Origin of the sequence: Methylococcus sp. S1M, from assembly GCF_051295855.1 — a bacterium.
In the GTDB taxonomy this organism is placed as follows: domain Bacteria; phylum Pseudomonadota; class Gammaproteobacteria; order Methylococcales; family Methylococcaceae; genus Methylococcus; species Methylococcus capsulatus.
The window spans coordinates 413066-421890 of sequence record NZ_JBPDXO010000003.1; the positions used below are offsets into that span (position 1 = coordinate 413066).

Consider the following 8825-nt stretch of genomic DNA (forward strand, 5'->3'; position numbering starts at 1 on the left):
CCTCAGTTAGAGCAGGACCCGCCGCATGTCGGCGAGCAGGCTGCTGACATGGGTGACGAAGCGGACGCCGTCGGCGCCGTCGATCACCCGGTGATCGTAGGACAGCGACAAGGGCAGCATCAGCCGCGGGACGAACTGGCCGTCTTGGAATACCGGTCGCAACTGCGCCTTGGAGACACCCAGGATGGCGACCTCGGGGGCGTTGATGATCGGGGTGAAGGCGATACCGCCGATGCCTCCCAGGCTGGAGACGGTGAAGGTGCCGCCCTGCAGATCGGCGGTGCGCAGCTTCTTGCCGCGGGCTTTGTCGCCGATGGCGGCGAGTTCGGCGGCGATGTCCCAGATACCTTTGGTGTCGGCGTCGCGGATCACCGGCACCACCAGGCCGTCCGGCGTGTCCACCGCAAAACCCACGTGGTAGTAGCGCTTCAGGATCAGCTCCTCGCCATTGGGAGCGACTGACGCGTTGAAGCGCGGGAAGTCCTTCAGCGCAGCGACCGCAGCCTTGATGATGAATGGCAGGAGGGTCAGTTTGACGCCGCGCTTGGCGGATTCGGCCTTGAGCGCATTTCGGAAGGCTTCCAGCTCGGTGATGTCGGCCTCGTCATGCTGGGTGACGTGGGGGACGGTGAGCCAGGTGCGGTGGAGGTTGGCGGAAGAGAGCTTCTGGATTCGCGACAGCGGCTGGCGTTCGATCGGGCCGAACTGGGCGAAATCGATCTCTGGCATCGCCGGCACGGCGAAACCGCCGCCGCCCGTCCGTTCTGCTGTCGCGACGGCTTGTTTCACGAAAGACTGGACGTCCGTTTTCAGGATGCGGCCTTTCGGGCCGGTGCCGCGGACTTTCGCCACGTCCACGCCGAGTTCGCGGGCGAAGCGACGTACGGCGGGGCTGGCGTGGGCCGGTCCCGAGCCTTCCTCGGCGACCGGCATCGGCGCAGGAGGTGTGGGCGCCGACGCAGGGACTGCCTGGGTGTCGCCCGCAGCCGGGGCGGCTGCGGCCGGTGGCGGGGAAACAGGCTCGGCCGGCGCCGGTTCTACCGGGGCGGAAGCCGCCCCAGAGGCGTCCGTGCCCTCGTCCTCCCGCAGCTGCAGAATGGGCGTCCCCATGCTGACTTTGCTGCCGACGCGCACATGCAGTTCGGTGACGGTGCCGGAATAGGGCGAAGGAATCTCCATCGCCGCCTTGTCGCTCTCCAGGGTGATCAGCGAGTCGTTCGCCGCGACCTTGTCGCCAGGCTTGACCAGTACCTCGATGATCTCGACGTCCTTGAAGTCGCCGATATCGGGGACGACGACGGTTTGTTCTTGGGCCATGTTGTTCTTGTCCTCCTCAGCACCCGATGGGGTTGGCCTTGTCCGGATCGATGTTCCAGCGGGTCATCGCCTCGGACACCTTGGTTTTCTCGATGCCGCCTTCATCGGCCAGTGACTTCAAGGCCGCGAACGCGATGTAGTGGCTGTCCACCTCGAAGAACCGGCGCAGCGCCGACCGACGGTCGCTGCGGCCGAAGCCGTCCGTACCCAGCACGGTGTAGCGTCGGGGTACGAACTCCCGGATCAGGTCCGGATAGGCTTTGACGTAGTCCGTGGCGGCGACGACGGGGCCGGCGGTGGGGGCCAGGCATCGTTCGACGTAGCTGGTCTTCCGCGGCTGTTCCGGATGCAGCAGGTTCCAGCGCGAAACCTCGAGGCCGTCGCGGCGCAACTGGTTGAAGCTGGTGGCGCTCCAGATGCCGGCCTTGATGCCGTAATCGGCTTCCAGCAACTCCGCGGCCTTGATGACTTCGCGCAGAATGGTCCCGCTGCCGAGGAGCTGCACTGCCTCGTCCTTGCCGGCATCACGGAACTTGTACAAACCTTTGATGATGCCTTCCTCGGCCCCTTTCGGCAGGGCAGGATGGGTGTAGTTCTCGTTCATCACCGTGATGTAGTAGAAGACGTTTTCGCCTTCCTGATACATCCGGCGCAGACCGTCGTGGACGATGATCGCCAGCTCGTAGGCGAAGGTCGGATCATAGGTGATGCAGTTGGGGATGGCGCCCATGATCAGGTGGCTGTGGCCGTCCTGGTGTTGCAGACCTTCGCCGGCCAGCGTGGTCCGTCCGGCGGTGCCGCCCATGAGGAAGCCGCGTGCCTGCATGTCGCCCGCCGCCCACATCAGGTCACCGACGCGCTGGAAGCCGAACATCGAATAGTAGATGTAGAACGGGATCATCTGCACGTTGTGGTTGCTGAACGCCGTACCGGCGGCGATCCAGTCGCACATCGCGCCGGCTTCGCAGATGCCTTCCTCCAGGATCTGGCCGGATTTGTCCTCCCGGTAGAACATCACGGTGTCGGCGTCCTGCGGTTCGTAGAGCTGGCCGACGGAGGAATAGATGCCGTATTGCCGGAACAGGCCCTCCATGCCGAAGGTGCGGGCCTCGTCGGGCACGATCGGCACCACGTAGCGGCCCAGCGCCTTGTCCCGCAGCAGGGACGACAGCAGGCGGACGAACACCATGGTGGTGGACATTTCTCGGTCCTCCGAGCTTTTCAGCATCGTCTCGAAGATGCTCAGCTCGGGTATCTGGAGGTGGGGTGCCTCCTTCCGCCGTTGCGGTAGGTAACCGCCCAAGGCCTTGCGGCGCTCCTGCAGATAGATCATCTCGGGGCTGTCTTCGGCCGGTTTATAGTACGGCGCCTCATGCACCTTGTCGTCCGGGATCGGAATGTTGAAACGGTCGCGGAAGGCCTTGAGCGCCTCGGCGTCCAGCTTCTTCTGCTGATGGGCGATCATCTGGCCTTCACCGGCCCGGCCCATGCCATAGCCCTTGATGGTCTTGGCCAGGATCACCGTCGGCTGTCCCTTGTGCGCCACCGCGGCCGCGTAGGCGGCATACACCTTGTGCGGGTCGTGACCGCCCCGGTTCAGATGCCAGATGTCCTCGTCGGACATGTTGGCGACCATTTCCAGCAGTTCGGGATACTTGCCGAAGAAATGCTTGCGGACATAGGCGCCGTCTTTGGCCTTGTACGTCTGGTACTCGCCGTCCACCACCTCTTCCATCCGCTGCCGCAGGAGGCCCTTGGTATCGCGCGCCAGCAGCGCATCCCAGTGGGAGCCCCAGATCACTTTGATGACGTTCCAGCCGGCGCCGCGGAATTCGGCCTCCAGGTCCTGGATGATCTTGCCGTCGCCGCGCACCGGTCCGTCCAGGCGCTGCAGGTTGCAGTTGACCACGAAGATCAGGTTGTCCAGTTTTTCCCGGCCGGCAAGGCCGATGGCGCCCATCGATTCCGGCTCATCCATCTCGCCGTCCCCGCAGAAGCACCAGACCTTGCGGCCTTCGGTATTCAGGAGGATCTTGCGATCGGCCAGGTATTTCATGAACCGCGCCTGGTAAATCGCCATGAGCGGGCCGAGGCCCATGGAGACGGTCGGGAACTGCCAGAAATCCGGCATCAGCCAGGGGTGCGGATAGGATGACAGCCCCCCGCCGCCCACTTCGGCGCGGAACCGGTCCAGATGCTCCTCGGTCAGCCGTCCTTCCAGAAATGCCCTGGCATAGATGCCGGGCGCCGAATGGCCCTGGAAAAACACCAGGTCGCCGCCATGGTCCCGGTCGGGAGCGTGGAAGAAATGGTTGAAACCGACGTCGTAGAGCGTGGCCGAGGAAGCGAAGCTGGAAATGTGTCCGCCGTACTCGGTGGATTTCTGGTTTGCCCGCACCACCATCGCCATGGCGTTCCAACGCAGATAGCAGCGGATGCGGTGCTCGATGCCGGCGTCACCGGGGCTGCGAGCCTCCGCATGAGGCGGAATGGTGTTGATGTACGCCGTGTTGGCCTTGTAAGGCAGATTCGCGCCGGACCGGCGCGCCTTGTCGACGAGCTTTTCGATCAGGAAATGCGCGCGCTCGACGCCTTCTGTTTCGATGACGGCCGCAAGCGCGTCCAGCCACTCCCTGGTTTCCTCCGGATCGGTATCCGTGTTGGCCGCGGACTGGGAGTTGAGGGAGGGATTGCTTGCGATCATGGCGGTACTCGGCCCTTCGGTTGATTAAAGCGTTAACCGAATATGATGCCGCCGTTCTAACCCTAGGACAATGGGATCGTGTAGAACGGACGACTCAGGCGTCGTCGCAGTGCGGCCGCCGTTTCCGCGGAGCGTGAAAAAGGCTGCACAGTTCACGGGCCGCACGTGCGACATCCGCGGCACCGAACACGGCCTCGACGGCCGCCACCAGGTCCGCTCCGGCGCCGATGACCTGACCGGCGTTGGCGGTATCTATGCCGCCGATGGCTACGATGGGGATCTGCAGACGGGCTCCCGCCTCCCGCAGCGTTTCCAGCCGTGCGCGCGACGCGCAGGGTTTGGTGGCGGACGGGAAAAGCGCGCCGAAGGCCACATAATTCGCGCCCTCGGCTTCCGCTCGGAGTGCCCTTTCCAACGAGTCGTAACAGGAAATGCCGACGATCGCCCGGTCGCCGAGGACGTGACGTGCGGCGGCCACCGAACCGTCGTTCTTGCCCAGATGGACCCCGTCCGCGCCGATCTCCGCTGCCAGCCGGGGGCTGTCGTTGACGATCAGGGGGATCCCGGCGGTGCGACAGAGTTCCTGCAACCGGATTCCGTCACTCAGGCGATCGCTCGCCGGTCCCGACTTGGGTCGGTATTGCACCACCGCGGCGCCTCCGAGGATGGCGGACTCCGCGGCGGCAAGCAGCGCATCGCCCTGCAGCCGGTCGGGGGTGATCGCATAAAGCCCTTTCGAGGGAAAGGGCAGGTACATCGAGTTTTTCATTCGAGTGGGTCGTCAGTGGCGTCCCGGTATTCTCGACCGTTGAAATCCCGTAGGCATCTGCTCGTTGACACGGCATTCATGATAGGCTTTCGAACGTTACCCATCCTTGTGCCGACGACGATCGTGGAAAAACCTTCAATACCGGCGGTAGCGGCGCTGATTTCCTGTCTGACCGCCTGCGGTACGGGGCCGGTGACGCCGGACTCGTCGGTCCAGCCCATGGCGTTTCACAATGCCCGTCTGACTTATGCCTTGATGACCGACGACGAGGAGATCCTGCAGCGGGACTTCCATATGAAAACCCGCCCAACGGGGGTGGAGCGCGCCGTCGCCGGCATCGGCCTGCTGACCGCGAGCGGCATGGAGGCGGTCACCTGGCCCGTATTCGCTGGTTTCCGTGCCTATCTGGAAGCCCATCAGGAACCCAGCACGCCGCAATACCTGCCCGGCGTGCGGCACGAGCCGTAAAACGGCGGTGACAGCCGGTGAGCAGCATGAAAAAAGGCGGAGCGCTCTCGCTCCGCCTTCCCTTGCCGGCGGGCATGGCCGCCGACCAAATGCAACGAGATTACTTCGTCTCGTTGTTGATGGCCGTCATGCGGTTCACGACGTCGGTCAGCTTCTCGATGGCGGCGGCATTGTTGCCGGCTTCGAGTTCCGTCGCGGCTTCCTTGGCGGCTCCCATGGCCTTCTGCAGGGACATGCCCGCACCGGCGCCGGTGATTTCCTTCGCCTTCTGACGGTAGAGCTTTGCACTGGCGATGGCGGCATCCTTCTGGCCGCTCTTGGCCTGTTCCAGCGCCTCCTGGGACGCCTTGAGTGCCTCTTCGGTGGCTTTCTTCACGCCAGCGGCGTCTTCTGCGGCGAAAGCGCCGAAGCTCAGCGAGCCGGCGACCATCAAAGCGGCGAACTTGGACAGGACGTTCTGAGTTTTCATATCGACTGAGTCTCCTCGGGTATCGTAGTTATCGTTGTGTGGAGTCTGGAGCCGAGTGACTGCTGTCGTATCCCTCTGCCCGTCGACCCACCGGTACCAGCCCGGCTACAACGCGGCGCTAACGGAAGTCGACACCTGACGGCCCCGCCTTCCGTAATCGGGTCGTAATACTAACCAAATTCCGCGACCAAGACCATGTTTGGAGCTCGGGTCGTCGCAAAATTCCCCCCTTCCCCCGTCTTGCATGTCGCAGAGCGGCGCCGCAGGCGCGTTTGCTCCCGCGCTGCAAGCCACGATGTTGTATAGTCGGAAGCTCGCGAACGCTGATGGGCCGACGGCTTCCGCTCTCGGCCGGGCCTTGGGCGAACCCGCCTCGAACTTTTTCAAAACCATCCAGCCGAACCGGCTCGAGCAACCACACCGGATTTTCATGACACCTCGACTTTCCCGCCGAACCGAACGCCTTACCAGTTCCCTCATCCGTGACATCCTGCAGATCACTCAGCGGCCCGGGGTCATCTCTTTCGCCGGCGGCTTGCCGGCGGAAGAGATGATGCCGGAACTGGATTTCGGCGCCTGTGCCGCAGACTCCCGCCAGTACGGTCCCAGTGAAGGCGAGCCGGTGTTGCGGGATTTGATTGCCCGAGGGCTCTCGGGCCTCGGGCTTCGCTGTCAGACCGAACAGGTCCTGGTGACGACGGGCTCCCAGCAGGGTATCGACCTGGTCGGCAAGCTTTTCATCGACGAAGGAACGCCGGTGTTGCTGGAATCGCCGACGTACCTCGCCGCGCTCCAATGTTTCCGGGTCTATGGCGCGGAGTTTCACGGCCTGCCCTTGCAGGTCGGGGGCATCGATCCGGACGCACTGAAAGCGGCCATCGTCCGCCACAGACCCGCTTTCGTGTATCTCATCCCCAGCTTCCAGAACCCGTCGGGATGCTGTTACAGCGATGCGGCACGCCGCGCCGTCGCGGCGGTGCTCGATGAGACCGGTACCCCTTTGGTGGAGGACGACCCCTACCGGGATTTGGTCTATACGTCATGCGACCGGACGCCGGTCTGTGCTTATCTCGAAAGGGCGCCCTGGGTCTATCTGGGCAGCTTTTCCAAAATAACGGCGCCGGGACTGCGCGTCGGCTACCTCGCATCGTCTCCCGGTCTGTTCCCGTGGCTCGTCCGCCTCAAGCAATCGAGCGACCTTCACACCGGCCGCACCGGTCAGGCCTGGCTGGCGCGCTTCCTCTCTTCCGGCGATTTCGGGAAGCATCTGGCGCACATGAACGGCGTCTATGCCGGGCGGCGGGATACGATGCAGGCTGCCCTGGAGCGGCATTTCAGCGGCCTGGCGGAATGGTCGGCACCGGCCGGTGGACTGTTTTTCTGGTTGCGGCTGGTAGGGAACATCGACACTCTGGCTGCACTCAAGGTGGCATTGGGCCGCGATGTGGCATTCATGCCGGGAGAACCGTTCTTCCCGGTCGCGGATCAGCGCTATCCGGCTTTGCGGTTGAACTTCAGTCATGCTACGCCGGAAAAGATCGAGAGGGGCATCGGCCTCCTGTCGGAGGTGCTGAGCGAATGCGCCGCTCCTGCCGCCGGTTGAAGTGCAGTCGACGACTCTGGGCGGTTTGGACCCAGAACGTCGCATGCGCGGTCACCTTGACACACGCGCTATGAGTATCTAACATGGATGGGTTTTTTTGTTGGCGGGCGCGCTCATAACAACTCGATGAATAATCACGCTATCTCCGATCCAGGGGCCGCCGATCTTCGCGATTCCCGCGAGGTTTTCGCCGGTATCCGCCGTCTCGTCGACGGCGAGGCGGCTGCGGTCGATAGCCTGATCTTGCGCGAGCTGCATTCCGATGTGGTACTCATCAATCAGATCGGGCAATACATCGTCGGCAGCGGCGGCAAACGCCTGCGCCCCATGCTCCATCTGCTTTCGGCCAAGGCATTGGGTTATCCGGGCGACCACCATATCACCCTGGCAGCGGTCATCGAGTTCATCCACACCGCGACGCTGCTGCACGATGACGTCGTCGATGAATCCGCGCTGCGCCGGGGGCAGGACTCTGCCAATGCGCTCTGGGGTAATTCCGCGAGCGTGTTGGTAGGGGATTATCTGTACTCGCGTTCATTCGAGCTGATGGTGCGGGTCCAGGATATGCGAGTGATGGACATCCTGTCCCGCACCACCACGGCCATCGCCGAGGGCGAGGTGCTGCAGCTGCTCAATTGCAACAATCCGGCGACCGACGAGGGGCGCTACCTGGACGTCATCTCTCGCAAGACGGCGATATTGTTCAGCGCTGCCGCCCAGCTTGCCGCGGTGCTCGCCGGCTCGTCGCACGCAGTCGAAGAATCCCTGAAAAATTACGGGACATATCTCGGAATCGCCTTCCAGCTCAAGGACGACGTGTTGGACTACAAGGCCGATCCTGAAGAGTGGGGCAAGAACCTCGGTGACGACCTCGCCGAAGGCAAGCCGACACTGCCATTGATCTATGCGCTGTCCCAGTCCTCCGGCGCGGAGGCCGAGCTCTTGCGGCAAGCGATAGAGCAGGGCGAGCGGGAACACTTCAAAAAAGTGTACGCAGTGATTGAGTCGACCGACGCAATCTCGTATACTGAGCGGCGTGCCAGGGATGCTGCGAACAAAGCCATTGAGCAGGTTACCCATCTTCCCGAGAGTGGTTACAAGGATGCCTTGATCGCTCTTGCACGGTTCGCGGTCGATCGCGGCTATTGAAAAATCTGTCCAGCCGGATTTCGGGGTGTAGCTCAGCCTGGTAGAGCACTGCTTTCGGGAGGCAGTGGCCGGAGGTTCGAATCCTCTCACCCCGACCAGAATTTACCTTCGAACTCATAGCGTTGCCATTCGGTTTCACTTGCTGTTGCGGCAGCGTGAAACCAATGCCTGGGATCAGGCTCCCATCCAGTACCTTGTGACGTCGCGTCGGTGACGGGGCTGTCTCGATCCGCCCGGTTTTCCGCGATTTTGGTTTTCTTGATTCGCCAGCCGTAATGCTGGCCGGCGGTCCATTTTCCTTCCCATTGGGACAAGAGCCAAGGGCCTTGCATCCGTCGAAGCGTGC

At 63.0% G+C, this 8825-nt stretch carries 8 protein-coding genes and 1 tRNA gene; 4 read left to right on the forward strand and 5 right to left on the reverse strand.

Annotated elements, in window-relative coordinates; genetic code table 11:
* Window positions 1-6: 6 nt before the first annotated feature.
* From aceF to thiE, 3 genes are all read right to left on the reverse strand, one after another.
* Entirely contained in the window at window positions 7-1317 is a 1311-nt protein-coding gene (gene aceF / locus ACSHWJ_RS08430; protein WP_010962190.1) for a dihydrolipoyllysine-residue acetyltransferase, read from the reverse strand.
* A 16-nt stretch (window positions 1318-1333) separates the two neighbouring features.
* Window positions 1334-4021: a pyruvate dehydrogenase (acetyl-transferring), homodimeric type gene (gene aceE, locus ACSHWJ_RS08435; RefSeq protein WP_282213706.1), complete on the reverse strand. Its 2688-nt coding sequence runs from the start codon at window positions 4019-4021 to the stop codon at window positions 1334-1336.
* A 94-nt stretch (window positions 4022-4115) separates the two neighbouring features.
* A complete protein-coding gene (thiE, locus tag ACSHWJ_RS08440) occupies window positions 4116-4790 on the reverse strand; it encodes a thiamine phosphate synthase (RefSeq protein ID WP_432539645.1) in 675 nt (224 codons plus the stop codon).
* 123 nt (window positions 4791-4913) lie between these two features.
* Here thiE and ACSHWJ_RS08445 point away from each other — a divergent pair, with 123 nt between their 5' ends.
* Complete coding sequence (locus ACSHWJ_RS08445; RefSeq protein ID WP_143708569.1) at window positions 4914-5258, forward strand: hypothetical protein; 345 nt, start codon at window positions 4914-4916, stop codon at window positions 5256-5258.
* Between the two features lie 100 nt (window positions 5259-5358).
* On the opposite strand, the gene ACSHWJ_RS08450 is transcribed toward ACSHWJ_RS08445, so the two are convergent.
* Window positions 5359-5727, reverse strand: coding sequence for a hypothetical protein (locus tag ACSHWJ_RS08450; protein ID WP_010962187.1), 369 nt, complete (start codon window positions 5725-5727; stop codon window positions 5359-5361).
* 430 nt (window positions 5728-6157) lie between these two features.
* Here ACSHWJ_RS08450 and ACSHWJ_RS08455 point away from each other — a divergent pair, with 430 nt between their 5' ends.
* From ACSHWJ_RS08455 to ACSHWJ_RS08465, 3 genes are all read left to right on the forward strand, one after another.
* Complete coding sequence (locus tag ACSHWJ_RS08455; protein WP_256996325.1) at window positions 6158-7330, forward strand: PLP-dependent aminotransferase family protein; 1173 nt, start codon at window positions 6158-6160, stop codon at window positions 7328-7330.
* 126 nt (window positions 7331-7456) lie between these two features.
* On the forward strand, window positions 7457-8479 hold the full coding sequence (locus ACSHWJ_RS08460; RefSeq protein WP_432539654.1) for a polyprenyl synthetase family protein: 1023 nt from the start codon (window positions 7457-7459) through the stop codon (window positions 8477-8479).
* A gap of 21 nt (window positions 8480-8500) precedes the next feature.
* A tRNA-Pro gene (locus ACSHWJ_RS08465) sits at window positions 8501-8577 on the forward strand.
* On the opposite strand, the gene ACSHWJ_RS08470 is transcribed toward ACSHWJ_RS08465, so the two are convergent.
* Window positions 8566-8825, reverse strand: a 260-nt coding sequence (locus ACSHWJ_RS08470; protein ID WP_432539646.1) for a hypothetical protein, incomplete at its 5' end; no start/stop codon positions are given. The genes ACSHWJ_RS08465 and ACSHWJ_RS08470 overlap by 12 nt on opposite strands.